At 37.0% G+C, this 25,447-nt stretch carries 22 protein-coding genes and 2 pseudogenes; 2 read left to right on the top strand and 22 right to left on the bottom strand.

Annotation, left to right across the window (positions count from 1 at the left end):
• Positions 1 to 21 precede the first annotated feature (21 nt).
• On the top strand, positions 22 to 1,845 hold the full coding sequence (locus tag H589_RS0103655; protein WP_027720776.1) for a glucosyltransferase domain-containing protein: 1,824 nt from the start codon (positions 22 to 24) through the stop codon (positions 1,843 to 1,845).
• 69 nt (positions 1,846 to 1,914) lie between these two features.
• Here the strand turns inward: H589_RS0103655 and H589_RS20615 are convergent.
• Positions 1,915 to 2,475: pseudogene (locus H589_RS20615) on the bottom strand (transposase); the annotation flags it as partial.
• A gap of 768 nt (positions 2,476 to 3,243) precedes the next feature.
• Here H589_RS20615 and H589_RS0103640 point away from each other — a divergent pair.
• Positions 3,244 to 3,671, top strand: a pseudogene (locus H589_RS0103640) (transposase); the annotation flags it as partial.
• Here H589_RS0103640 and H589_RS19070 read toward each other — a convergent pair.
• The 21 genes from H589_RS19070 to H589_RS0103540 all read right to left on the bottom strand — a co-directional run bounded on the left by H589_RS19070 (position 3,616) and on the right by H589_RS0103540 (position 25,323).
• The gene (locus H589_RS19070; protein ID WP_051249605.1) at positions 3,616 to 4,053 is read right to left on the bottom strand and encodes a class I SAM-dependent methyltransferase; all 438 of its coding nucleotides are present in this window, start codon (positions 4,051 to 4,053) and stop codon (positions 3,616 to 3,618) included. The pseudogene H589_RS0103640 and the gene H589_RS19070 sit on opposite strands and share 56 nt — an antisense overlap.
• Before the next feature lie 7 nt (positions 4,054 to 4,060).
• On the bottom strand, positions 4,061 to 4,447 hold the full coding sequence (locus tag H589_RS20990) for a hypothetical protein (protein ID WP_211225327.1): 387 nt from the start codon (positions 4,445 to 4,447) through the stop codon (positions 4,061 to 4,063).
• Between the two features lie 36 nt (positions 4,448 to 4,483).
• Complete coding sequence (locus H589_RS20985; RefSeq protein ID WP_211225326.1) at positions 4,484 to 5,011, bottom strand: glycosyltransferase family 2 protein; 528 nt, start codon at positions 5,009 to 5,011, stop codon at positions 4,484 to 4,486.
• A 168-nt stretch (positions 5,012 to 5,179) separates the two neighbouring features.
• Positions 5,180 to 6,166, bottom strand: coding sequence for an NAD-dependent epimerase/dehydratase family protein (locus tag H589_RS0103625; RefSeq protein ID WP_027720773.1), 987 nt, complete (start codon positions 6,164 to 6,166; stop codon positions 5,180 to 5,182).
• 3 nt (positions 6,167 to 6,169) lie between these two features.
• Positions 6,170 to 7,168 (bottom strand): Gfo/Idh/MocA family protein, encoded by a 999-nt coding sequence (locus H589_RS0103620; protein ID WP_027720772.1) that lies wholly within the window; start codon positions 7,166 to 7,168, stop codon positions 6,170 to 6,172.
• Positions 7,169 to 7,184: 16 nt separating this feature from the next.
• On the bottom strand, positions 7,185 to 7,793 hold the full coding sequence (locus H589_RS19060) for an acyltransferase (protein ID WP_035074765.1): 609 nt from the start codon (positions 7,791 to 7,793) through the stop codon (positions 7,185 to 7,187).
• The gene (locus tag H589_RS0103610; RefSeq protein ID WP_027720771.1) at positions 7,794 to 8,723 is read right to left on the bottom strand and encodes a methionyl-tRNA formyltransferase; all 930 of its coding nucleotides are present in this window, start codon (positions 8,721 to 8,723) and stop codon (positions 7,794 to 7,796) included.
• Positions 8,695 to 9,453, bottom strand: coding sequence for a polysaccharide deacetylase WbmS family protein (locus H589_RS0103605; RefSeq protein WP_027720770.1), 759 nt, complete (start codon positions 9,451 to 9,453; stop codon positions 8,695 to 8,697). The genes H589_RS0103610 and H589_RS0103605 overlap by 29 nt, the downstream gene beginning before the upstream one ends.
• 26 nt (positions 9,454 to 9,479) lie before the next feature.
• Positions 9,480 to 10,625 (bottom strand): glycosyltransferase family protein, encoded by a 1,146-nt coding sequence (locus H589_RS0103600; protein ID WP_027720769.1) that lies wholly within the window; start codon positions 10,623 to 10,625, stop codon positions 9,480 to 9,482.
• Positions 10,626 to 10,628: 3 nt separating this feature from the next.
• Entirely contained in the window at positions 10,629 to 11,573 is a 945-nt protein-coding gene (locus tag H589_RS0103595) for a methionyl-tRNA formyltransferase (protein ID WP_027720768.1), read from the bottom strand.
• Between the two features lie 12 nt (positions 11,574 to 11,585).
• Positions 11,586 to 12,671 carry a DegT/DnrJ/EryC1/StrS family aminotransferase gene (locus tag H589_RS0103590; RefSeq protein ID WP_027720767.1) on the bottom strand — a complete coding sequence of 362 codons (1,086 nt, stop codon included), beginning with the start codon at positions 12,669 to 12,671 and terminating at the stop codon, positions 11,586 to 11,588.
• Positions 12,672 to 12,742: 71 nt separating this feature from the next.
• Positions 12,743 to 13,765, bottom strand: a complete 1,023-nt coding sequence (locus H589_RS0103585) for a hypothetical protein (RefSeq protein WP_027720766.1) — start codon at positions 13,763 to 13,765, stop codon at positions 12,743 to 12,745.
• A gap of 39 nt (positions 13,766 to 13,804) precedes the next feature.
• Positions 13,805 to 14,557, bottom strand: coding sequence for a polysaccharide deacetylase family protein (locus H589_RS0103580; RefSeq protein ID WP_245577032.1), 753 nt, complete (start codon positions 14,555 to 14,557; stop codon positions 13,805 to 13,807).
• A gap of 86 nt (positions 14,558 to 14,643) precedes the next feature.
• Entirely contained in the window at positions 14,644 to 16,083 is a 1,440-nt protein-coding gene (locus tag H589_RS0103575; protein WP_027720764.1) for a capsular polysaccharide export protein, LipB/KpsS family, read from the bottom strand.
• 110 nt (positions 16,084 to 16,193) lie between these two features.
• Positions 16,194 to 16,550, bottom strand: a complete 357-nt coding sequence (locus H589_RS0103570; protein WP_027720763.1) for a hypothetical protein — start codon at positions 16,548 to 16,550, stop codon at positions 16,194 to 16,196.
• A 146-nt stretch (positions 16,551 to 16,696) separates the two neighbouring features.
• A complete protein-coding gene (locus tag H589_RS0103565; protein ID WP_027720762.1) occupies positions 16,697 to 17,770 on the bottom strand; it encodes a class I SAM-dependent methyltransferase in 1,074 nt (357 codons plus the stop codon).
• A 122-nt stretch (positions 17,771 to 17,892) separates the two neighbouring features.
• Entirely contained in the window at positions 17,893 to 19,803 is a 1,911-nt protein-coding gene (gene asnB / locus H589_RS0103560) for an asparagine synthase (glutamine-hydrolyzing) (protein ID WP_027720761.1), read from the bottom strand.
• Positions 19,804 to 19,869: 66 nt separating this feature from the next.
• Positions 19,870 to 20,994, bottom strand: coding sequence for an N-acetyl sugar amidotransferase (locus tag H589_RS0103555; RefSeq protein ID WP_027720760.1), 1,125 nt, complete (start codon positions 20,992 to 20,994; stop codon positions 19,870 to 19,872).
• Between the two features lie 4 nt (positions 20,995 to 20,998).
• Positions 20,999 to 21,625 carry an acyltransferase gene (locus H589_RS20260; protein WP_051249604.1) on the bottom strand — a complete coding sequence of 209 codons (627 nt, stop codon included), beginning with the start codon at positions 21,623 to 21,625 and terminating at the stop codon, positions 20,999 to 21,001.
• Positions 21,626 to 21,731: 106 nt separating this feature from the next.
• Positions 21,732 to 22,787, bottom strand: coding sequence for an NAD-dependent epimerase/dehydratase family protein (locus H589_RS19050; protein WP_051249603.1), 1,056 nt, complete (start codon positions 22,785 to 22,787; stop codon positions 21,732 to 21,734).
• A gap of 343 nt (positions 22,788 to 23,130) precedes the next feature.
• Positions 23,131 to 25,323 carry an autotransporter outer membrane beta-barrel domain-containing protein gene (locus H589_RS0103540; protein ID WP_027720759.1) on the bottom strand — a complete coding sequence of 731 codons (2,193 nt, stop codon included), beginning with the start codon at positions 25,321 to 25,323 and terminating at the stop codon, positions 23,131 to 23,133.
• Positions 25,324 to 25,447 lie beyond the last annotated feature (124 nt).

Genomic DNA, 25,447 nt, shown 5'->3' with positions numbered 1-25,447 from the left:
TACATCAAAACGAGTTAAACTATGAAAACAGATTTTCTTTTAAAAATTAGAGATTTTGATCTTGGTGACTTCATTACCAATAGTTTTCAAAATATTACGAAAAGTGATAGAATCGCATTCTTATTTGCAATTTTTATAGGGTTTTGTGCTCACGGATCAGCGTTGGTTAATCTTTTTGTAAATGAAGATAGCTCGTTAAGTGGATTTATAGGTTTTTTTCTTTCAGGACGTTTTTTTTCAGATATAATTTATGGAAGCATCGAATGCCAGCCATTTCAATTTTTTCAGGTTTTACTTTTTATTTTGCTTGTTGCGTCTTCTGGTGTTCTTATTGCTAATTTAGTTTCAACTAAATCTACAATTACAAAATCGCTAATAGCTGGTTTATTTATTTCATACCCTGCATTTTCTGTCGGTATTACTTATACTTTTTCTATTTTAGTCTATGGCGTTGCTGCCTTCTTATCAACCTTATCTGTATATTATGCAAATAAAGAAGGGTGGTATAATTTTTTCATTGGTTCAGTGCTTCTGATGCTTTCACTTGGATCATACCAAGCCTATTTATCTGTAGCAGCGACTCTATGTTCTTCTATTCTTATCATATACGCACTTCGTAATGATCTGACTAAGAAAAAAGAAATCACTTATTTATTAAAGAAAACATCGAGATTTATACTGTTTGGGATAGTATCGGCGACATTATACATTGTTGCAGTAAAAATTTCCACTTTGTATTATCATACTGGACTTGCTGCGAATCAAGGTGCAGATAAAATGGGTCGTGTGAGTCTATCTTTTTCTACAATAAAAAAACTATATACTACATACTGGCGCTTTTTTGATAATAATTTTATCCGAATGCCAAATTGCTTTTACGTTTTTCTCCTTACGATACTTTGCCTAAGTATCCTCCTAATTACATTTAGATCTGAATTCAAAAACTTTACTAGAAAAAAAATTATAAATATTGTCATCCGTTATTTACTTATAATTTTAACGCTTATTATGGCTTTTGTTACAATTTTCGTTGCCCCTCTTGCCGAAGTCAACATCCTACAAACCTTTGGAATAGTTATAGTTATTATCCTTTCATTTACCATTGTCTCTGAATTTTCAAATTGGACAAAAAATATATCCTCAATAGTAATTATGATTTTCATTATTATGTTTTGCAATAGGGATAATACTCAATATTATAAAGCTGCTCTTATCACTCGCGCGACATTTTCAACAGTAAACCGCATCTTTTCTAGGGTAGAAAAAACAAGCAATTTCTCAGCAAGTTCTAAAATTGCACTTATTGGCACATTACCCAATAAAGTTTTAAAATTAGAAACGAATTCCCCGTTTGATGAATTAAATTCTGGATATTCTGGTAATTTTGTTGGCCTGAGTAGACCTAACCAAAGTCATAAATTTTCAATGATAATGTCCTTATTAGGTTATAAAATAAACCATATATCAACAACTGACGAATTCATAAGAGCTTCGACAAAAGCTTTAAGTATGCCTATATATCCAGCAGAAGGATCAGTAGCTGCTGATGGCGATCTTGTTGTCATAAAGCTTAATGAACCTAAAATGTCAATTAATCCAACAAGCCTAGATCAGGGTAAATATATTTTCGAATTTACACCTTTCTCTAAAATAAGAGATTTAGAATATACGTGGCTAGTTGTAAATGTAACTAAAAAACAGGCCAGAAGAATATCTACCAATGTTCCGAAATTAAATATTACCTTTGAGTCAACAGGAGAGACTTGCTACATTATTGGTGCATACAGGGAAAAAGGAACTGAAGTGTTCATGGAATCTACCCCATATTGGTTTATTGTGAACTAGCACAGAACTCTTTTTAAATTTAACATTTAGTTTTAATTTTGTTAAATAAACTGTAACCCGAACCCCGAATACATTGACATTCGGCGGAACTGCCAATGTTTGAGGACTCCGGGATGGTAAGCGTTTCTTACCCTTTCGCCGGAAATTCATTTTAAGCATGCAGTAAACTCGATAAACCTTTTTATGGTTCCAGCGATGTCCTTGCTTGCGTAGCAGGAAAAATAATTTTCTGAACCCGTAACGGGGATACCGGTCAGCCAGCTTAAGAAGCCTTTCAATAATTAACGAATCATCCGCGGCTTCGGCTCGTAGCAATATACTGAGCGGCTTAAACGCAACGCACAGCATGCTTGTCGAATACTGAGACAAAATTCGTTACGAAGGTAGTCAACAAGCTCACGCTTCTCAGCTGGCTTTAGGCTTTTTTGCTATGACATCCTTAAGAGCTTTGTTTTCAAGGCTCAAGTTGGCAAACATGTTCTTGAGTTTACGATTCTCTTCTTCAAGATCCTTCAGGCGGCGAATATCGGAAGCTTCCATGCCACCGTACTTGGACTTCCACTTGTAGTACGTGGCTACAATGGGGGAAGGCGCACGGCTCAAGACTTTCAATGTGCTTGATGATTTCAGTCGAGAATGTTTAACGATAGGAGTCGATACGAGTTTTCCGCAGGAAGGGTAACTCGCGTACTGGAAGACTTCACAGGATTACGCGACCAAATGGCTCTGGACATAACAACGAACGGCTCAATATGAGGATTTGGGCATCACTCCGATGCAAAAATTGAGAATGTCTTAGCCTCTATGTAACACCATTAGTTTTTAGGAAAGTAAGAAAAAAGTTCAAAGTTCAATGACACATAGGATAGAAGATCCAAAAAATTTTTTGGGAATAATTCGTGATTCAACGATAAAATATTTAGCCAATAGTGTATGTACGTATTTCAACATAAAATTTAATTTAGGCGGTGGACTTATCCTTGTTTTCCTCTTCATTCCCATCAACTTTAACAAAAGAGCAGGAAAATACAAAAGATGAAAGAAATATTGGCATGTTAACATTTTTTTCTCATTAAAAAGTAGATTACAATCTTCAAGAGAGTATCTTTTGTAGTGATTAAAAAATAAGTCATAATTAGAATAGATTTCTTGTCTTGCAGGTAAAGTAACAATAATCCATTTCGCATTTGGAAAATATTTAATGTGCTTATTTATAAACTCTTTAGGGTTTTCAACATGCTCTAAGACATCTAGAAATGAGAGCAATTCTACTTGATCCCTAAGTGATTTACTTAAACTAAAAGAGTCCTGCTCTAAGAATAAAATACCTTCACTATGAATCGCCCCTAGTTTTGTAGACACTCCTGAGTTATGAAAATGTAACCTCAGGAGGATGCAATGGGTGACATTCGTTATACAGATGAATTTAAAATCGAAGCGGTAAAACAAATAACTGAACACGGCTATCCTGTTCAGGATGTCTCTAAACGATTGGGGGTCAGTACTCATAGTCTGTATGCTTGGCGCAAGAAGTACGGCTCTGGAGAAGTCCATGCAGCTCATCTCGATGATCAACACGGTGAAATAAAACGTCTTCGCGCAGAATTGAAACGCGTAACCGAAGAACGAGACATTCTAAAAAAGGCCACAGCATACTTCGCCAAAGAATCCCTATGAGGTATGCGTTTATCCGGGATCATCAAGACAAATTCGCAGTCCGCAATTTGTGCCACATGATGGATGTTCATCGGAGTGGATTTTATGCGTGGCTTAAACAGCCCAAATCTGTACGGCAAAAAGAAGATGATCGATTGCTGGGGTTGCTGCTGAAAACAGAATAACTTTTCCATGTTGAACTAAATTATGGATAAACATATCTGAATCAACTTCAGGAATATGCTCAGCAACTTCAAGTGATACTACAAGATCATACTTACGCCCTAAATTAAAACTAGATGCTAAATTTTTAGTTATAAAATGTTCATTTAAAAATTTAAGTTTGTCTTTGCTAACGTATTCACCGTCTACTCCATATGTATCCTGAATACCGTGTTCAATCCATTTTGAACACCAAGCGCCCCGCCCACAACCGACATCTAAAATAGATCTTGGAGATAGAGTATCTATCAGGATTGGTATAATTTCGTCTGCTGACGCTAAAGATCCAGACTCAATATAGTCAAAAAAAATTTCATCATAAATGTGCATTGATCACCTATATTTTTTCTTCAATAATATATCGAGGTCTTCTTTTTGTTTCTGTAAATATTTTACCAAGATACTCACCAAGTACTGCAATACAAATCAGTTGGACTGAACTAAAAAACAAAATCACAATCATAAGTGATGTCCATCCAGGAATTGTATTCCCAGCTACATACTCACCCAAAGTAGAAATTGTAAGAATTGCTGTGACGATAAGAGCCATAGCTCCCAACACACCAGATAATCGTAACGGTACAACACTAAAAGAAGATATTCCATTCCAGGCAAAGCTAATCATTTTAAAAAAAGGATACTTAGTTTCACCATAGTATCTCTTTTTGCGACAATAATATACATCTGCGCTTTTAAAACCGAGCTGAGGACAAATAGCCCGCAAAAAAACATTTGACTCTTGAAACTCACTTAAAGCGGCTTAAGCTCTCCTGCTCATCAAACGAAAATCGGCATGGTTCGGCTTTATTTCGATTCCAATTTTTCCTGCCAAACTATAAAACCACTCAGCTGTTTTTCGTTTAAAAAAAGAATCGGTCTTACGATCAGATCTTACGCCATAAACAATATCATTTCCTTCCCTAAAGAACTCCAGCATCTTAGGTATAGCGTATATATCATCTTGTAGATCTGCATCGATAGAAATAATACAATCAATTTCTTCGCAAACACTACTCATTCCTGCAAGCAAAGCGTTTTGATGGCCTGCATTTGTAGAAAGTTTTAATCCACGGATAGAATGATTAACAAAATTTGCAGAATGAATCATTTCCCAAGTTTTATCTTTGCTCCCATCATCAACAAAAAAAAGAAAACTTTTCTGCGAAATAATTTGCTGTGTTACTAAATTTTCTAATAATTTATTTAACTTTTCAAAAGCTAATGGTAGCGTCTCTTCTTCATTATAACAGGGAATGATAATTGCGAGAGTAGGTTTACCTTTTTTCAAGTGCATACCTCATAAGCAGTTAGTTATACGAACCAAAGCCACTTTAACTATAAGCCACTTTGTTAGATCGTTTTTAGGTAAAATACAATTGCTATTTTAAACAACGTATTAGTTATCACCACGTTTCCAATTTAATAATTACTCATGCAATAACTTATTTTATATTAGTCAGCGTGGTACACAACTATATCCTATTTTCACAATTCTATTTACATACCACTGCAAAGTTTTCTCTAAGCCTTCCTCAAAAGAAGTAAGATTATAATCAATCATTCCGCACAATTTTTCATTGCTTGCATTATGGCAAAGGACATCTGAATTGCGGGCAGGCTTTTGCAGGATTTCACCAGTATAATCCATCTTATCTGCAACAAGCTTAATGAGATCGCCAATAGCAACCTGATGGTGAGTTGAAATATTGACAGACTCTCCGGCCCCAAGCAGTGGAAAAACATTAATTATTGCATCTACAGTATCATGTACGTAAATAAAATCGCGGCTCTGCCTACCTGAACCATGTATTTCAAGCGGAATTCCATTCAAAATACGATAAGCAGTTATAGGTATAACACCTGCCATCGGCCCTTTATAGTTCTGTCTGGGACCGTAATTATTGAACGGTCTGACAATAAATGCATCTAAATCATACATCCTGACATATGTCTCAACAGCTAAGTCTGCAGCAGCTTTTCCTGCTGCATAGAGAGTGGTCGGATTCTTAGGGTGTGCTTCATCCATGGGTTCGTATACAGCTGTACCGTACACTTCAGATGTAGAAAAATGACAGAGTGTTTTAAAAGAGTTTTTTCTTTGCAGCTCAAGAAGATTAATGGCAACTTTTGTATTCGTTTCAAAAGAATTAGCTGGATTCATAAACGAATAATTAAGGGCCTTGGTCGCGCAGTTGAAAACAATATCAATGTCATGCCGTTCAAAAATATACTCAAGCGATGTTGCGAACTCGGCATCATCCTTATAGAGCACAGCACCTCTACAAATTGCGGACTCTAAATTTTCTTCAGAACCAAGAAAGAGGTTGTCGATTATGACAACCTCTTTAGCTTGCATATCAAGTAAGCGGTCAACAAGATGGCTACCGATAAAACCGGCACCACCTGTTACCAAAATTGAGCTTCCTTTGATTTCAGAGCGCATAAATTATGACCTTGTGCATTTACTGCTGCTACCGCACGCGATGATTTCAAGAGCAAGAGAAAGAGACTCTAACCCGTCTTCACCTGTTACAAGCGGTTTTGCTTTGGTTTCACAGCAGCTAAGAAAAGATTCTATCTCAACACGAAGAGGTTCTTTTTTATCAACTCTAAAAGACGTTGCATCCCCCTCAGACACGCCAAATTTGGTTGTAAACCATTCACTCTTATTTTCATTTTGTTCAGCAGCATAGTTAGAATTGAACAGTAACTGCTGATTCAGATAGTCGACAGTAAACATGCCGTTTTCGCCAGTTATAGCAACTTCACGAATTTTAGTCGGAGTAACCCAGTTTACATCAAGAATGCCGAGAATTTCATTTTTAAAACGAAGCAGTCCGAAAACAACATCTTCGTGATCAGTACCCATTACTTTAGAAACTTCAGCAGACATTGTTTCGACTTCGGATTCAGAAATATATCTCATCATATCCAATTCGTGAGTTGCGAGATCACTGGCAACTCCTACGTCAGTAATTCTGAAAGGATACGGGGATTGTCTGCGGGAATGAATTGTGAAGATTTTTCCAAGCTGTCCGTCGGCAAGTCTTTCTTTAAGCTGGGTAATAGCCGGGTTAAATCTTTCAATGTGACCAACCTGCAAAACCCTGTTAAGTCTCTTGGCTTCGACAATCATTTCTTTTGCTTCTTCAACTGTTTTGGCAATAGGCTTTTCAACCAGTACGTCTATACCGGCATTAAGACAATCCATAGTTACCTGTTTATGCAAAACAGTAGGCAGTGCAATAGTTACTGCATCTGGTTTCTCTGTTTCAATCATAGTACGATAATCTGTATAGGCTCGACCACCGTAAAGAGATACCAGTCTTGAAGTCTGTTTAACATTCTGGTCAACAACTCCGACCAATTCACAACTCTGTATATCGGAATAAAGACGCACATGATGCTGTCCCATAGCACCTGTGCCAATAACTGCAACTTTCATTTTTTATATCCTTTTTTTATTTAATATCCGGGCAGGCTGGAAGAGTTATCTCCATATTACATTCAGGGCAGGTAACCTTCTCTTTGATAAAAAGATTACTTCTCTCAGGAAGTTTAGTTCCGCACGGACAGACAAAACCTCTGACACGTGCAGGATTGCCATAAACAAGAGCGTAATCTGGTACATCTCTTGTTACAACACTTCCAGATCCGACAATTGCCCATTTTCCTATAGTATTATTACATACAATAATTGATCCTGCTCCAAGACCTGCACCTGTTTTAACTCTAGTTTCAAAACATTCCCAATCACGGTAATCTAAGAGTTCGCCCTCTACATTCACAGCTCTTGGAAACATATCATTTGTAAAGCATACTGATGGACCAACCATTACGCCGTCTTCAATCGTTACGCCTCTGAAGATATTCGCATAGTTTTGAATTTTTACGCGATTACCGACAACTGCGCCAAAATCAACAAATGCGCCTTTACCAACAATGCATTCAGATCCAATTTGGGCATCTTTACGGACTTGTACGTTTTGCCAAATATATGTGCCATCGCCTATCTCAGCAGTTACGTCTACATCAGCCGTTTCATGCTGGAAATATTTATTTTTTTTCATTTAAATTAGCCTATTGCGTAAACTTTTTAAAATAAGAGAGGAGCTTGTAACATGATCCTCTGTTCCATCGACGGAAACATCCTGAAGCATTAACATTCCACCTTTACATGCTATTACAGGATTATTATTTATAGAAAAGCACACCTGACCGGGAACTGCAGAAAAATCTCCATTATATTTATAAGGCGTCGCTTTCCATATAGTTATTTTTTGCTGACCTTCTAAAAAACTAAAGGCTCCCGAAAAAGGTTTCGAAGAAGCTCTGATGAGCCTATGAATTGCATCCACTGATTGATTCCAATCAATCCGACTGTCCTCAGGTCTTCTAGGGAAGCATCTTAGCTGCCGTGTGGCAGAGGATTGCTTATAATTATTAGCATTACCTATCTTGAAAGCTTTTACACTGTCGAGAAATAATCTTGGAGACATTTTATGAAACCAGTCATAGACTTCGCTAATATATGTATTGTCAGTCAGTTTGAAAAAATCTTTTTTTACAATCGGACCTGAATCTAGCTCAGGCGTCATCTGGTGGATACAAAGTCCAACTTGATCCTCTTGATTTAATATCGCCCAATTGGGAACAGCATTACCTTTGTATCTCGGTAAATCACCCATATGAGCATTGAGTATACCATTAGGGAATACATCAATTAAATCCTTATTAATAATGCTGATCCAATTTATTGAGATAGCTAGTTCGCAGCCATATCTTCTTATTCTCTCAATGTTTTTGGGAGAACATATATTGAATTCAGTATAAAAATCTGCTTTTAGCTCTTTCGCTAAATTTTCAAAATCAGATATGGATGCCCCGTAATGGGATTCATCGCGATAGGTCCATATCAGAGGTATTTCAACCCCTTCTTTATGAAGCAGGCGCGCTGTATCTAAAAGCGTTCTAGTTCTTCCAATTATTGCTATTTTCATTAAATTCAGCCGTTATTTGAGAAATTTGTACACATGTTTCTAGTGAAGATTTCTCACAAATATTTTTTAAAAATGTCTTAGTTCCTAAACATGGATTTACAAATTGTGAAAAATCTTCTCGTGAACACTCGCGTAAACTGGTCCCGTTAAGGGACTCCTTCAAAGCGCAATACCCATCTAAAGTATTAGTATTGAGTGATACCAATACAGGATGAAAATTATAAATTTTTAGACCACCGCCATCCATATTTAAATAATTCCAATCGGGAGCGGGGCTCCATGAATATAAATCGTCTTCCCAAAAATATGGAATTCTGGCTATTTTGCGACTCTCACCGAGATGAAGCCATGTAGGCACAAGCCCTTTATGAGCATACATAAAAAGTGAAACATCGGTTTCTATCTGTGGTAATTTCTTTGCAATATCCAAAAATAAATGGGTGGACTGAACAAGGGCATGTGTCCGCATAGATTTCGCTTTCGGAACTATATCTAAACAATGCTCCATAATTTTAATAGGGCTATCTCCGTGAGTCGACCCATGCAGAAAATTAGGATGAATACCAAGCTCAAAAAGTGGATTTGTCTGAATATCAAGTAAGATATCTGTTTTATGAGTCGCAAAAAAGGTTGCAGGCATATTATATTTTATACAGATATCTATGCATTGCATTATGCACCAATCAGGAGCCCAGTCTATATCGAAGGTTATTGCTATTTTATTATACATGTTTTTCTATTATAAAAGATATGGAATTATTTGGTAGAATAATGGTTCCAACCGTAGTCCTGAACACAATGCCCGGTCAGCCTATAATAGTGGTAAATAAACTCAGCTAAAGATTCAGTCCCTGAATAATATTTCATTATCCATGATTGAGACTGGATAGATATGTCATTTATAGTACTTCTATCTTTTAATAGCATCAGCTGGCTGAAAATTTCATCTTCAGAATGGCAATTAAGAACAGGCGGTCCATCCCCTCTGAACATAATGCTGGAAGAGACTTGATTAAGATAAATAAGTACAGGACGTCCTATAGACATTGATTCAATCGTTATTCCTCCAAAACCACCGAGATCAAATTGATCCGCAACAACGTGATGCTCTCTTATTTCATTTAGTAGTTGATCTCTTGAGAGTTCATCTTTCCAAATTATGGCATCATCAATTCCAAGGCTGGAAACAAGTTTCTTTGCTTCAACTTTATCCGGTCCCCTGAAAATGAGTGTCGCCTCAGCATCAAGTCCCGCATCGAGAGCCCTTGCGAAAGCTCTAATAAATCGATCGTTACCATTAGAAGAAGCGCGCCATTCTCCTGGATCATTTAGTTTCCAATCAATTCTGGATGGATTTAAAATTCTCACTTTCTTCGTCGTTGGAAGAGGGGTAAAATAGTCATGGGCAATTCCAGGAAAAGGCATAAAGTAAGTATTTGGAATATCATATTTTTGTATAAATTTTAATGCCAAAGGATATTCAACCATCCAGTTCATAGGAGAAGTTTTTAAAAGGTTTCTATAAATTCTGGCAGCAAAACTTTGCTCATTAATAAATTCTGTTACATCCGATCCTGTTGCAATATTTACTATAGGGGGAAAATCGGGCAAAAATTTTAATGGATAACATTCACGCAGTCCACCAAGTATCGAGCCCGAAAAACTTAATATTAAACGGCAGCATTTAGCTTTTTTATAAAAATCCACACCAGGATTAAAATTTATAATATCAATTTTATCTAAATTTTTTTGGATTGAAGCAGGTATACTTTGGATGTTGGCAGAACGACTGACACGACCTTTACTTAATACAACCGTTTTCAACCCAGCATTCTGAAGTTTTACGGCAGTAACAATATCACAACTGCAAAGAGAGCCTACTAGTCCTATATCGTATTTCATACATTACTCATTAAATAAATTATAATGTGCGGTAAAAAGTCTATTGTTTATAGATGTAAAAGCTTCATTCGGTAGAATTTTTTTTCCACACAAATCCGTTTCAATAATTTCTAAGATGGAGCCATTCTTACAGGATACCCAAACAGAACTATCTAGTCTCCTATATACTTGACCGGGAGTTCCCAATGCTCTGTGAGACACAACCCTGCTTCTCCAAATGGTTATTTTTTTACCATTTAAATAAGAAAAAGCACCAGGATAAGGTTTTGACTGCGCTCTTATAAAATTATGTATAGTTTCAGCTTGCTGGTTCCAGTTAATCATTCCATCTTCAGCGATACGTTGAGCGCAGTATGTTGCTTTTTCATGATTCTGAAAAGAAAAGACCGCCGTACCCTTTATTAAAGAAATCCATTTTTCAGGAAGTTCTTTGATTAGCTTTGTCTCAATTTTATTAAGGGCATCAGCAATGCAGTCATCCTCACAAAAAGGGATTGAGACCTGATGGAGTATTTTGCCTTCATCCATACCTTCTGCTATTTCAAAAATAGATGCTCCAATTTCATTGTCACCTTGGATTATAGACCAAACTAAAGGTGAGCCCCCTCGATATTTGGGAAGTAAAGAGTTATGAATACCCCAAAATCCAAACGGAGCTAAGTCCAACATATCTTTTCGAAATATTTGATACCATCCACATACAAATACAATCTGCGGAGTTATCGATAAAAAAGAGTTTTCGAATTCCCTATTTGTTTTTGTAATTATAAAGGGTATTTCATTGATTTCCGCATAGGCCTTAAAATCTTTAAGGCTGTTTCTTTTATCCATTGAGTCATCTGGATGGATAACTGACCATTTAATATTAGGGCTGCTAACCTGCAAACACTTAAAAATATTTAAGCCTAGCTGTTTTGATCCTATAAAGAGAGCATTTGAAATTTGCATTTTTACCTATATCTATAATATTTTGGTAATCGTTTTTATCACCCTATCAACATCGACTCCTTCGAAGCACGGTAAAGTAATTGTCGTATTTTGGAGTTTTTGAGCATTTGGATTAATATTTCCATATTTCTTAGCATAATATGTTAATCCGCTAAGACAGTACGTGCCGAGAGTTGTCTCAATATTATGCTCTGCTAACTTATGAATCAGTTTATCTCTAGATACACCTTCTGGAACTCTGTAAACTAAAGATTGAACATTATGTATTGTGTTTATATCTGACCTTTGTGGAGTAAACTCTAGCGGTTCTAACAGTTTAGAGTACTCCTGCTTTGTTGTGTTACGTGATTCAACTATAGCATCCAGTCTTTTAAGCTGGGAGATTCCCATCGCGGCTTGCATTTCAGTCATTCTGAAGTTGTAACCTGCTTCAATAAAATCAAATTTCCCATCTATTACTTGAGCCCCATGATTAAGAAGAACTTCAATTCTCTGGGCGTATTCCGTGTTATTGGTCGTAATTGCTCCACCTTCTCCGCACGTCAGAAGTTTGCGGGGGTGAAAACTAAAGCATGTTAAATCAGAAATATTTCCACTTTTAATATCATCTAGGGAGCTGCCAATCGCACAGGCGGCATCTTCAATCAGCGGAATAGAGTGTGATCTACATATTGACTTAATCTTATCAATTCCGGAAAGGTTCCCGAATGCATCAACAAAAATTACAGCTTTTGTTTTAGAATTAATTTTTGTTTCCAACTCCTCTGGAAGCATATTAAATGTATCTAATGATACATCCGCAAAAATAGGAACAGCGCCAACTTCTTCAACAACATTAGCTGTAGCCGGGAAAGATAAATCAGAGACTATAACTTCATCCCCTACCCCGATGTTTAAAACTCTTAAACAGGCATACAGAGCCGTTGTTGCTGAGGTTGTAGTACAAGCATACTTGGAAGAAGTGTATTCTGCTATCTGATGCTTAAATTCAGAAACAAATTTACCTTTAGTAAACCAGCCTGATTCAAAAATATCTTTAAAATCAGATTCTACATCACTATAAGAAATATAAGGTCTTATTAATGGAATTCTGGTCATTTCCACCTCTTTAACAAATTGTTGATGTTAGACTAAGAGCTGTTGTTTGTGCTACATTGAAAGAACGGTAACTATTTTAGTTTATTATATAAAAAATTAAAAAGGATAGTTAACGTCTTTTTAGCTGGAATAAAATTTTTAGTTGCAATTGGGTAGCACACCATATCTCCTCCCCATTTCTTTTTAAATGAAAAGATCCCCTTTTCCTTTGGCAAAACAGGATTTGGATTAACGCCTGTAAAATCTATGAAATCAGCTCCAAATTCATGTGCACCACGTATTCCGTGCCAATGGAGTAAATCTTGAGCAGGAATTCCTTTTATAACTGCATCGTCAGAGATCCCATAGCCAAATACGTAAGCAACATTGTTAAAAACCTGAACACCTAAACATGCAATATAGTCTGAATCTTTGCGTGCTAAATAGTAATGGCGATTATTTGCCCACTCGGACCGAAAATCCCAATATGGAGCATACTCGGGAAAACCTTTAATTCTGACCATGGTTGGAATATACTCATCTTTAAATTCGTCCCAAGAACATACTTTTTTAACTATAACATCATTTTTTTCAGCTTTACGAATTTTGTTTCTTGTCTTTCTTGGAATCAAACTAAAAAGATTTTCATGATCTTTATTCATATTCAGCACATAGGTAGCCCAGTCCTGAATCGTGTAGCCAGCCTTACTAAAAGCATTGGTCGAAAATCTATCTGAATAATAATTGGGGATAATTCGAATATGTGTCGCCCAATTTTTTAAGGCAATTTTAGATAAAAATTGATAAGTCTTAAAAATTATTTCAGCACTTACTTCTTGTGAAAAGATAGGACCTTGGAGACATTCGAAATATGGAAAAGGTATTTTCTTTTTTCCTTTAAGGCGATCAAAAAAATATTTTTTAATTAATAATGCTTGCCCAAGAAGTTTGCCTTTAAAAAAAATTCTTAAAAAAAAGGGCTGACCACCGTCATTACATGAACACATTTCTGCAAAATTCTTAGATTGAGTAAATGGGACCATATCTTCATGTGCTTTATTCCAAGAATCCCAATCGATATACGGAGTATGTTTATATTCGAACTTTATTGACATTTGGTTTCCAAAATATTTTTTAAAATAATTGTAACAGAATTATACAACATCTTTATACAAAACAGTTTTTAACCCGTGTAAACACTTAAGCATTCTTTCCATCTTATTATTTTCAACAACATCATATGGATCAAAATAGTGGGTCAAAAATAAATTATATTTTTTAACTAATTGTATCGTTTTACAGAATTCTTCCACAAAAAGGTCATCATCACCTAAAAATGGCTTTTCCTTTCTGAGCATGTTCCAAGAATCAAAAATAGCTAAAGGAAAATTTACGCTGCATCCTGTGGGAATCTCCATTATTCCATGTGAATGCATTGATGGAGCAGCGTACCCTTTATAACCGCACGCTGCCGTAGAACTGCTATATTTGTACCCAAGTCCTGATAAGATTTGATAAACACTCTCCGTATGTAGATTGCCATAATGCGGGGTTCTGAAACCAACACATTCATACTTTAAAGTTTTCCAGCAAGCTTCATGGGCCTTTTCTATCTCGACCTTCTGTTCACCATAAGACAGCTTATTAAAAAACCTGTCCGGAGCCCAATGAGGATTGTCTGGATGGGTATAAGAATGGTTGATCAGCTCGTGCCCTTCATCAATGGCTCTCATATGAATATCAGGATACTTTTCAACAAATTTTCCGATTACAGCCAGCCCAGCCTGTATTTCATATTTTTTAAGTAAATCCAGAAGTACTGGAAAAGCATCAATATCTTTTTCAAAATCAAAGTCGAATGTTAAGCCATAAGCAGCTTCACCAAAAGGGTTAACTTGCTTTCCCATAAAGCCTTCAAAAAAAGATCGGGCACAAAGCCTGTGGACTAAATTTCTGGCAATATATGCAAAGTATTTATTACGGTACGGACGTATTATATATTTGCAGGACAAGGCAACACTCCACTTTCATATAAGCTTATTTCTTTTCGTAAAGCCTCACTTATTACTGGAGCAGCATCCTTGCCTTCTTCAAAATGTCTATCTGAAACATACTGGGGATAAGCATACGTAGCTTCATAGAGAGCAGCAAAGAAACGAAGCTGATCTTCTTTGTCAAATTCAATATCATCTATAATATCCCAAATATCTTTGGGCCGTTCAATGTTAAAAACATTCTTGCATATATCAAAGTAAGGTTTACCAACGGTGACCAGAGGCACTCCAAGCATCAAGGCTTCGAGTCCGACAGTTGTCCCTGTCGCGACAACTACGGCTTTACTTTGAAGTAGTATCTCACGGGTAGGATACGTCGGAGGGAGAATTGTTACATTAGGGTGCAGGCTCAATTCCTTATACATACTAGCTGGATTGTTCCCAAACCCTACAGGATGCTCTTTCACTAAAATATTATAACCATATTTAGCATATATAGCCATTTGCTCAATCAAAATTTCCTGATGAGCATATTCGGGCAGCTCAGACATAAGTCCTGCTTCTGGAACAACCTGAAGAAAAACAGAAATATTTTTTTTATCACCAATTTCATCAGAAAAATATTTTGTACTTAAGTATCTATTTTTTATCTTTATCAAGGCTGAACGTATAGCTGCCGGATCAAAAAAACTTTCAAATTTGCTGCAAAGTTGTTTGATATTATAGCGCGGAATTATATGGCAATTACTTCTTAGAACCTTATCATATGAACTGGCCATATCACGCATAGTCGCTTCCGCAATCTTGCTTTGAGCCCAATCATAGGATTGAAGCGAAATGTCCTGCTCCCTGTAAACATGTTCCAGCCAAGGGCTTCTTGCATTTAGTCCTGAAGTAAGCCTTGCACGTAATTCAGCTCCTGCCGAAGCCAGCGCTTGAACAAAAAACTGTTTAACTAACCCCTTCCTAGTCATCGCCTCAATTATAAAACAGGAAACTAGATCAACAACTTCAAAAAAGCAGTAATCGATATGGTATTTTTCAATTAGATTATCAAGCTGCTTGTACCTAATATAAAAGAGACGTTCGACATTTGCGTTGTTATGCCTATTGCTTAATGAACTTGAGTAGCGGCTGGTGAAGACCTCATAAAGCATATAGTTGATATTTACAGCATGACTATTTAAACCGAGTTTTTTTTCTATTTCAGGGAGTTCAGACAATTTAGAATCGTCTAGAGAATCAACAAGTTCAAACAACTCTTTCTTACTATAGTCATCTTCGACTACCACTCCATCCATATGATAAAATTTTTCTGTACTACATTCTTCACGCAACACAAGAATATTAGCAAAGTCTTTGAGACCATTTATTATATCAATATAAAATGAATCAAGCCTCATACGACTTAAAAAAAGAATTGTCGGTTTATTGCTCATAACTCTCTAAAAAAATTCTCGAATTTTATATAATGAATCGAACTATAGCTTGACTATATTTCTACATAAGTATGACACATGACAGCTCAGCACGATTCAAAGCGCTTATATTAAGCAGTGTTAGCCCATTCATCGAGCCAACAAATAATCTTTGTCTCATTCTCTTCCAAATATTTATAAAATATATCTAACTTATCTTTTTCAACAACATTTACAAAAATCCTTGGCTCACCAGCGATTAGACTCATGACTACAGCTGTCTTATAACCTTGCTTTTTCAGGCTGGCATTTACTGAATTTGAAAGATACCAGCCCCACTCCTTACGAGTAACATCATGACTTTTACCTTCTTCTGATTTTAATGTGATCTGTTCATCATTTGAGAAGATTATTTCCCCATAATCCTTAATTTTCAGACCATCAACGGGGGAAAAAAGTCTTGGCTCACTTTTAATTTTAAAATTCATACAATTCCTTAATGTATTTACAGCTAGAAAAAAAAGAGCAGCCGTCTAAACGGAATGATTTTAACATCACGGTTGCCCTTTTTTAATATGTACTCAATTTAAAACTTAACTATAAATTAATTAAAAAAATAGTTACCTAATATGAATTAAAGATCTTTGATAATATCGGCCTGTACAATTAAAGACTCTATCAAAGTCAAAACTTCTTTAATTTCAAAATTCTTTTGTGCATCAAGCAAGAGTCTTAGCTCCCTCTGAATATGTGCAGCAAGTGCAACTCTTGCAAGGGCACTTAGCTCAAGAGATTGAATTTTTTCAAAGCATGGTGAGATTACATTGGTCACAGTGTCCGGATATTTAAAATCTGAACCATACTCAGACTCACGAAGAGGACTTCCTTCAGAGACTGAGTGCTCTTTTTTAGACAGCAAGTATCGCAAATCACCTTCGCCGACATAATCCTTCTCAATATTAGTAAGATATGTATTTCTACGATGACTTGTATCATAGTCCATTCCGTATTTAAGCAACTCGGGATCTTCAAATCCTAAAGCCTTTAATCTTGCGCTCAAATCCTTGTCTGTATACGTACGCAAGAATGTAGCATACCAATCATCTATAAATTCAGCTATATACCTAGTTTCATATCTCATTAACTTTAGTGCTGCGATACATTGCTCAATCGATATATCTTCGAGTAGCTTACGAAAATGATAAATTATATTCCAGTATACTCCGCCCGAACCATAAATATATAGCCAAGAATTACCACCTGTTTTCAAAATACGGGAAATCTCTTTCAAACATTCATTTGGGTGCTCTGTGTGCATAATAACACCATTACACCATACAAAATCGAACTCCTGATCATCAAACGGAATATTTTCAAGGCTACCCTGCATTGTGTCAAAATCGGAATATCCAAATTCTTTTAAAAAATTTCTAGTACTTTGAATATTCTTTTTACTGAAATCATAGGAGGTAACATGTGCCGCACCGTTCATCAGCATGAATAATGACCCTCTGCCATTCCCACAACCTGCGTCAAAACACTTCTTCCCTGCAAATATTTTTCTAGCATCTAATCCATTTCTATCAAAACGAACTCTAAAAGGCTCTATGAACTCTTCCATCTCTTTCCGAGTATACATAGCAAAAGTATCCCCGAAAACATTTTCATAACGTTCTTCGCCTTGCTTATTTACACTTTTGTTGCTCATAATTTCTCCTAAAAAGTATTTATATATCTTAATTTGCCGTGTGTAGTTAGAAGTGAAACATCTACTCTATATTACATAAATAAATTTGTTTCAGGTTCAAAGACTCAAACTATACAAAGCTGCTATTTCCAAAACTCATCATACCAAATATTTAAGTTAATATACTGCCAAAAGAACATGTAATGATCTTCCCCTGACAGATGTCTATCGTAGAGAGATCTTAAACTTTTATGATCATATATATCTTCATTCACATATGAGCTGGCATTTATTAGCTCTTCCATCTGCTCACGATTCTCATTGCGAATCCAATTATCAAAAGGAGCAATAAAACCGGCTTTATCTTTACGAGTTCTAACCTTCTCCGGTAAAATACCTTTCATAGCCTCACGTAAAAGCCACTTTCCAAGACCATTTCTTATTTTGTATTCATTGCCCAAGTTAAAACACAGATCGGCTAAGCGATAATCAAGAAACGGGACTCTATTTTCAATTGAAAAAGCCATCATATTTCTATCTTCAGCTCTTAGGCTGGCCGGAATAGTCTCGTTAAACATCTCTAAATAAAGTCTTTTAGTAAGCTCTCCGCCAAACTCTGGACACTCAATTTTCTTTTCAACATCACCAGTAATTTTTTTGGACAAGCAACTGGTATATTGAGAGAATTTATCAAGGGCAATTCTTCGATTAGCCTTTAGAGACTCAATAAATTTTTTCTCACGAACACATTCATTGGGATCACGGTTATGATTGTCTAGCCATGCTTTCATTTCATACGAATCATCTTTTCCTTCAGATCGGATATCATCAAAATTATAATGATAGTGGTCCCAATATCCGGCAAGCAACTCATCACCGCCATGACCTGTAAGTATAACTGGTATTCCTTCTTTTGCAATTTCACGAATAATTACATAAGTGCAGTACCAGGTAACAGTACAGATTGGTTCATCGTGAAAGCTCATCATTTCTTTAAGGGTACTGAACATTTCACCCGGATCAGGATAAATATATTTATGCTTACTGTTAGCTTTTTCAGCTACAAGATTAATATACTCAGACTCATCATAGCACCCGCTACCTGTGACCCCTGAAAAAGTATGCATATTTGTTGAATGTTCAGCTGCCATACATGTAATGGAGGTCGAGTCCATTCCGCCGCTTAACATACACCCTACAGGAACGTCACTGCGCAGACGAATACGTACAGCATCTTCAAGAAGATTCCTAAACATGGCAACTATGTCTTGCTCAGAATGCTTAGCTGAAAAGTCAGGCTCATAGTTTATATCCCAATACTTTTTCAGCTCGCTCCGCCCCTGTCCTGTCACAGTGAGTATATGCCCTTTAGGAACCTGATTAATATTTTTGAAAAATGATTCCGAATTATCATCAACATAGCGATAATGCCTTCCGGCGTAATCGACAAGTTTGCTTTCGTTAACTTCTTTTGGTGTTCCTGAGTGGGTCAGTAATGACTTAATTTCAGAAGAAAAAAGAATGTGCTTACCAGAATTGTAATAGTAAAGTGGCTTCTTACCAAAGCGATCTCGGGAAAGGATCAGTTTATCACTGCGAGGGTCATACAGAGCTAAAGCCCACATCCCGTTAAAGCGACGAAAGCAATCCTCGCCCCACTCAACGTAAGCTTTTACTACAACTTCAGTATCAGTTGTAGTTTCAAAATGATGTCCAAGACTCTCAAGTTCCTTCGATAGCTCAACATAGTTATAGACTTCACCATTAAATGTGAGCCAAACACCTGTTTCATGATGCCCCATGGGTTGTTGACCGCGCACAGACAAATCAAGAATACTCAGTCGTCTGTGGCCAAATGCAACTTGCCCGTACCCGGGTCCCGGCCCGACTTCATCATCATGAAAAAGAATGGTTTCACCGGTTTTCTTATCAATCAGCAAGCACCCTGAATCATCAGGTCCGCGGTGTCTGATTGCATAAGTCATTTTTCTAATTTCATCCTGACTGATGCTGGAGTCTGTACTAGTGGCAAAAAAACCTGCAATTCCACACATATAATTTCCCAGTCTTCTCGTTTACTTAAGCTATTTAATACTTTTCAGGACACTACTGATATTGATCTAATCTTCTAAATGACCTGGAATGAACCAATTATTAGAATCATCTTTTTTCCATATATCTGTATTACGATACTGTTCAACTACTTCAAAAAATCTTTCACGCGTAATATTGATAAACCTACAAAAATCATCGATATATTCGTCTGATAAAGGTTCAAGATCATACTTTCGCACCAATTCTTTAGCCTTTTCACGACTCATCGATCCGTTACGGATATCTTCACAAACATGATCTGTTGCCCTTCCATATCCGAACTTCAACACTTTAAAATACTGATGGATTCTATTAATTTTTTCGTCAATACCGACGTAAGTGCGGTAAGTTCCTTCCCTAGGCTCATCCAGTTCTTTAAAGCCGTACTGCTTGGCAATCTCCAAATGAGTCTCAGAATCCCAGTAAAAATAATAACTTGAGAATGCTGTTATGATATCAGACTGTTCTATTTCATCAGGAAAATCATAATTTACCAGCTTATTCATGGGAATATTATATTTTTTTGAAACAAAAGAAGCATCATGCCCACTGTTAGCTGCATACTTAGAAAACCAATCTCTAGTCATCCGCGTTAAGCCGGAAATATCATCATCACCGCCATACTCAAAAGCAGAGTTTTCACCAAGAAAAACGAGTGGGATGTTGTAGGCTAAAGCAACGCGCAATGGATGTCCGTGAAGCATTGTATGGCTCAGTAGATCAGGATCACCAAAATCTTCGTAACCTATGCGAATAAGTTCTTTATGCAGTTTGAGTTCCGGACGGAAAATTTGTAATGATGCCCCCATATTCTCAGGTATACAATTAAGATTCTCAATACCTATTTCAGTCTTAATGCCGTAGTCGACATTGACAGCTAGAATTCTTAAATCATATTCAAGCATACGGTGTACCTGCGTCATACTATCCTTACCGCCGCTGACGGGTACCAATACATCAAAAAAAGGAGCTTTTTTAGCTTTTATAGTTGTAACAAGATCATCAAGTTCTTTTTTACGGCTATCCCAGTCAATACCATCAACCGCCCGCTTCTCTTCTTCATGAACTTTGCATGCGCTGCAAACCCCATTTGCATCAAAAACACTATACGGCTTAGTATCCGGCATTAAACATTTTGAACAATATTTCATTTATTTACTTCCTTTCAGAAACTTTCTTAGCTGGGATGCCTACATTAATAGAATAAGGCTCAGTACTTTTGGTGACAACAGCACCTGCGCCGACAATTGAACCTTTTGAAAGAGTCACACCTTTCATGACTGTTACATTAGCTGCCAGCCAGCAATCATCTTCTATATAAATGGGTTCATGGTCAAAGCCTGAACTACGGACAGGAGTATTGCGCCGAAAAACATGTTCATTAGCGTTAATGCTTGCCCTAGGACCAATGATACACTGCCTGCCTATAATTAAGTCTTCTCCACCATTAATTAAAGCATATGCCGTTACAATTGACCCTTCACCAACCTTAATTGTACCTTCACGCGCTGAGACAAATCGGCAATATCCTTCAATTGTAACATTATTACAAAAAATAATTTTTCCATTTTCTCGATTTCTAAGATCAATATCACCAAGAATGTTTACATTATCACCGATAATCACATTTGAAGCTTTACCGCGGATTTTTAGGCTTGGAACACCTTCAATATAAAAATTTGATCCGACTTGAATTCCGCATATTCTCAAAACAATTTTGATAATAAGACTATGTAGAATCCAATATTTTTTGTTCGTTACGAGCGCAAAAAACTTGAACATAATAGAAAACCTTTAACTTGATTATGATCCTATTATCCTGATTTTATAATTAAAATCTCTCCTCTTCAAAATTATATTGAAGAGGAAAGACTTTATAACTTTCTTTTTAGCCGTATGTGACAGGCATCACGCCATCTTTAGTCAAATTACTAGGAAGGCTCTTGTACCATTTAATATATTCGACAAAACCTTTTTCAAGAGGCCACTCAGGATCATATCCAACTAGCTCTTTAGCTTTATCTACTGAGAGAGTTCCACGGTCAGGCATCAGTCTGTCTTTAGGTACATATTTGATTGTTACATCAGGAAATTCACCCTTTATAATTTCCGCCATCTGATTAAGAGTTCTTGAATCTCCATATGTCAGGTTGAAAGTCTGGTTGAAAGAATTTTCATTACTGATCACTTTAACCATCCCGTTAACCATATCTTTAATATAGGTAAAATCTAATTTATCTGAACCATCTCCTGCAAGAGTAATATCAACACCCTTGAGAGCATTCTCAATAAAGATTTGACCGACTCTGCGACTAACGCAACGTTCACCATAGAGTGCTGATGGGCGAATAATTGTATAGGGCATATCAAAAACCTGATTATATGCAACTACAAGTTTTTCACCACCGAACTTAAGTGCACCATAAATACCTATAGGATCACAAGGAGTTTTTTCTGTAACAAAACCACCTTCGAAATTGCCATAAATCATGCTTGATGAAAAATAGACGAAATGTTCAACGCCACTGCCTTCACTTCTGGAGATATCAAGCATATTTTCAAGAGTTCGAAAACTATGATCAAATGTGCTGTGTGGAGTTTTATTTGACTTGTTGGCATGAGAAACAGCAGCCAAATGCACTACTGTCTGTGGTTTAACTGAAGACATCAAATGCGATAAGCCATGGTAGTCACGAGCATCTTGTATATATACAGGAATACCGGCTTTTCTCAGCAAATCTTGTCTTTCATTCAAAATGGACAGATAAAGATTTCTGTTAGCAATACTTTCTTCTGTGGAAGAAAACGCAAGCAGGTTATTCACTTGAAGACCGTCAATAACACAAACCTCAGCACCAAGCTTCTTCAACTCAAGAGCAAGGTTATGGCCTATAAACCCGGCACCACCAACTAAAGCAACTCGCCTACCTTTAATTTCCATCATCTAGCTTACCTCTAAGATTTTTAAATTAACTATCGATATAATTTTCATCAATTTAATACCAGATAAAACAATGCAGGACATTTATTCGTAATCTCAACATATCCCATGTTTGAATTCTTAATTAGACCTGTTTTCTATGTGCATATCGTTAAGTTAATCTGAACGAACTGTCAACTACAGAGTTGTATTATCGTTTTAACTACTGCGATAATTGCTCTATTAATTTCTTAAAACTTCAGCACAAGTTGCAATAAAACTCTTTAACATTGCTTTAATAAAAAAAAGGGCCACTCAAAGAGTGGCCCAGAATTTTAGTAAGAGTCGTTAACGACGAGGTTCGATGCTATTTCTTGAAGCGGCTGCGAACAACAGCTACGAGAGGAGCAAGCATCAGGAGCAGCCATTCAAGACCGAAACCTGCTGCTGGGTTGAATACACAACCAGAAGAACTGGAAGAGTCTTCAATTTCGTAACCAAGAACAACTGGGTCAAGGTACTGACCTGCACCGTCACCAGCCATTGCATCGTAGAGTCCGTTATCTTTCAAAACATAGTTAACATAGTAGTTTTCAGTGGGCTCAAGATCGGAATCAAGAGCTCTGTAACCACCGTTAGCATTATCAGAAATCCACCAGTAACCATCTTTGCGGATACCATCAGCTATTGAGCTAGCGTATGCGAGCTTAGTAGATGAAGTGCTATCACCCATCAGTTTGTAAAGAGAAAGAGCTTTCACGTTACCACCAAGACCGGTAATTTCGATCTGGAAAGTCTGGTAGAATGATCCATCGCTTTTACTGAAACCAAATTCACTTACGCCACTTATAGTTGAGTTAAAACCAACAGCAGGAGTTACAGGAACAAAGCTGGAAGGAATAGATGTCCATCTAGCTCTGATGTCATCACCAGAGTAATCAGTGCTATTATTTACAAACCGCTGGGTATAATTAGTAGTATCAGTAACGATAGTACCGTTGCTCTGGTAGTCCTTACCAGCTGCAGCAGTTGGAGCAACAACAGCAGTATCAGGTACGAGGAAAGCAATACCAAAACCGCTCACCTCTTCATTACCATCAGCAGGCTGATAGATACCTACTGCGTAATCTTTAGCAGCAGAGAACTTACCGTAGAAATTACCTGTAAGCTTTGCAGTGTTGGAAGCAGTCAAAGTCATGTTAGACTGAGTCAATGATTTGAAATCATTAGTTTCAGCTACACTTGCTGCGTATCCGTCCAAAGAGACAGAAACTTCGTTAAATGTAGCTGGGCCGGCAAGGTCACGACCATCAGGAGAGTTGTAAACAAGTCCACCACGAACATTCAGGTTCTCATCAAATGAGGCGGCCATAATACCCTGAGTTGCGTTGTTGGAACCATGATTTGAGCCCCAACCGGAGTAAACCATTTTGTATGCACGATTAGTAAGGTCTGCTGCATCAATAGATTTAGCATTCTTAACCATTACTGCGTAAGCACGAGCTGGTCTGTTAGTGTTAGAAGCAGAGTCTACAAGACTAGTAACTACACCGGTAATCAGGTTGCGCTCTTTGTTAATAACAGCGTAATCAAAGAGGTTGTACTGGCCGCCAGCGCCATCGCCAACGATCTTCAAGGTACCTTCAGGTGCCGCGATTGCAGTTGCATTGTACATGTAATCTTTAGCTGTGTGATCGTTTTCAAGAGAAGTATCATCGTTGTAGTATACGATTCTTGCCTGAGCATTGTTAGTCAAGGTAGAACCTGGAACAGAGTTCAGTTTAACCTGACCGAAACCGTAGAAAGTTTCGAGTTCTGTACCGTAGTCATAACCTACGCAGTAGTAGCTCCAAGTAGAACCATCAAAAATAGCATCTACAACAGTACCATTTTCATAGCTCATCATGAAAGTTGTACCAATAGGATTATCACCGCCTGAGATACCATTTGCAATGGAAACTGCACTAAGAGTAGAGTTGGAAATACCAGCCATTACTTTAGTACCAGCAGATGCAATAAATCTTACAGGCTCCAAAGTGTTACCACCGTTCTGAGTATCATCACCAGCAGCATTAGCCAGTGAAGAGTTGGTACCCAACATAGTGATAATACCGTTAATCTGTGCACCTTCTTCAGTTGCTACTGAAGAAACAGCCTGATTTGCACGGAACAGAGTTGCGTTACCAATACCATCGGCACCAGTACCATTATTCTGGTCAATTACAGCGGTTCCAGTCGCATCAGCGGTTGAGTTGAAAAAACCAAAACGAGTTGAAATGGTTGAGTTTCCAGCAGTTCCAGCTGCAGCAGTTTTTACCTGCATGCTGAAAATTTTGGAATTAGCGTTAGTAGAGTTAAAAGGAATAAAAGTAGAGTTGAAAGACATCAATTCTGCATCACCAAGAGTACCGTTAGCTGTAAAACCTGTAAAGGTTCTGCTTTTGGCAGTAGCAGCAACAGTCAAATCAGGCTCGTTATTAATATTCAAGGTGTAAGTACCATTCAATGCTTTAGGAAATTGAGCATTGATCGCCCATGCGCTGGAGGCAGCCAGCAGCATGAGGCTGTAAATAAAACTGTAATCTTTTTCATATTAAAAAGATCTCCATGTTTAAAAGTTAAAAAAGATAAAAACGACATCTCACTAAAAATCATTTGTGACTTTATACGGATTTCTCCATAGA

Source organism: Maridesulfovibrio zosterae DSM 11974 (assembly GCF_000425265.1).
Taxonomy (GTDB): Bacteria; Desulfobacterota; Desulfovibrionia; order Desulfovibrionales; family Desulfovibrionaceae; genus Maridesulfovibrio; species Maridesulfovibrio zosterae.
Note: the sequence above shows the minus strand (reverse complement) of the source record. Positions and strands in the feature narration are given on the sequence as shown.